The 1,740-nt window shown below is 63.1% G+C and carries 2 protein-coding genes; one reads left to right on the top strand and one right to left on the bottom strand.

Going from position 1 to position 1,740, the window contains the following annotated elements; all coding sequences use genetic code 11:
* Positions 1-100 precede the first annotated feature (100 nt).
* Positions 101-478 (bottom strand): nuclear transport factor 2 family protein, encoded by a 378-nt coding sequence (locus tag ACIQT2_RS23960; RefSeq protein ID WP_402951773.1) that lies wholly within the window; start codon positions 476-478, stop codon positions 101-103.
* A gap of 82 nt (positions 479-560) precedes the next feature.
* Here ACIQT2_RS23960 and ACIQT2_RS23955 point away from each other — a divergent pair, with 82 nt between their 5' ends.
* The gene (locus ACIQT2_RS23955) at positions 561-1,517 is read left to right on the top strand and encodes an RNA polymerase subunit sigma-70 (protein WP_402951770.1); all 957 of its coding nucleotides are present in this window, start codon (positions 561-563) and stop codon (positions 1,515-1,517) included.
* Positions 1,518-1,740 lie beyond the last annotated feature (223 nt).

Below are 1,740 nucleotides of genomic sequence, written 5' to 3'. Positions count from 1 at the left end.
ACCCGGGAGGGTGTGGGAGAGTAGGACACCGCCGGACAACACTTAACAGGAGCCCCGACCACGACGGTCGGGGCTCCACACCTTTAACACACCAACTACCTCAAACCCGGATAACCTCCCCACGCGCCAGCGCGAAGGGAAGCCGGTCAAAAAGGATGTGGATCTCCGTAATCAGGCCACTCTGGACTCTATAGAGCTCGGCTCCCGGAGCACTGGGAACAGCGCTGCTGCTCGTGTCATACATGAGCATCGCCTCAATGGCGTTTCCGTGGGCCGCGAGAAGCCGTGATCCCATCAGCGTTGCCGCGAACGGAGCCATGAAGGCGCCTATGGCTGTACTACCGGTCAACTTTCCCGCCGGCGTGTGGCAAACAGCATCACCTGCCAAGTAGGTCGTCGCGGTTTCCAGGTCGCCCGTGGTCCACGCGCGGTGGTACGCCATCGCAATGCCTACAGCAGCTGTTTCGTCCTGGGTCATGTCCTTGTCCTTTCAGGGAGGGTTACACCTATGGAGACACCGCAGGGAACCCGATCGGAACGGCGGCGTGCCAGAATGACGTGTGGGCTCCACACCGCTCGAGGCCGCCAAAGCAGGCGATGAAGTAGCTTTCGCTGCCCTCGTCCAGCCCTATCGCCGTGAACTCCATGTGCACTGCTACAGGATCACCGGATCCCTGGACGATGCAGACGACGTGCTTCAGGAGGTGCTGCTCGCTGCCTGGAACGGACTCCCCGGTTTTGGTGGGAGGTCGTCGGTCCGGACGTGGCTCTACCGGATCGCAACAACCAGATCGCTCAATGCCGTACGCGATCGCCGTCGTAGGCCACACATTCAGCCGGCGCCTCCTTTTGACCCACCGATGCCAACGGACACTTTCGATGTGCCGCATCTGCAGCCGTATCCCGATGCGCTGCTGTCCGAACTGGACCCGGCCGCCCGGGCCATTGCCCTGGAGAGCATAGAACTCGCGTTTGTTACGGCTCTCCAACACCTGCCGCCGCGCCAGGCCGCGGCGTTGGTCTTATGTGATGTCCTGGATTTCCCCATACCTGAGACTGCGGACATGCTGGGAACAAGTTCGACGGCGGTCAAAGGGCTGCTTCAGCGTGCACGGGCCGCGACACCAATGCCTGAACCCGTGGCCACCTCAGCCGACAGGGACCCCGTAGTGCGCAGGTTCGCCGACGCTTTTGCCCGTGACGACGTCGACGCCATGGTGGCGCTGCTGACCGACGAGAGTTGGCTTGCCATGCCGCCGGCGATGCACCGTTACGTGGGCCGAACCGCCGTCGGAAGCTTCCTGAGGGCCAGCGCGGCTGGCCGGCCCGGTGGCAGCTACGTGCTGGCGAGGACGCAGGCTGGCCGCCGGCCGGCCTTCGTTTGCTATTTGCAGGGGCGGGCGCGTGGTCTGCTGGTGATTGAGCCCGACACGAGTGGCGAGAAGATCGCTTCCCTGGTGCGGTTTCTCGACGACGGACTGCACAGAGCAGTTGGGATGCCGGACCACCTGGCATAGTGGCGCCTGCTGGTCACCCGCCGGCGGTTTGGTCGCCCACTGGTGGTTGGGGGCAAACGAATACCCTACACACGGAGTAGGTGGCAGGGGCGCCAGTGCAGGCCAAAATATCCCAGGAAGACTGTCTGTGGGGGTGGATTTGCGTTGGGGGTTGGGGGCGTGTATTGTTTTCTGAGTCGCCGGGAGCGAAACGGAAAGCCGGAAGGTGTGTACGGTTCGGTTG

Origin of the sequence: Paenarthrobacter sp. NPDC090522 (genome assembly GCF_044769225.1) — a bacterium.
GTDB lineage: Bacteria > Actinomycetota > Actinomycetes > Actinomycetales > Micrococcaceae > Arthrobacter.
Note: the sequence above shows the minus strand (reverse complement) of the source record. Positions and strands in the feature narration are given on the sequence as shown.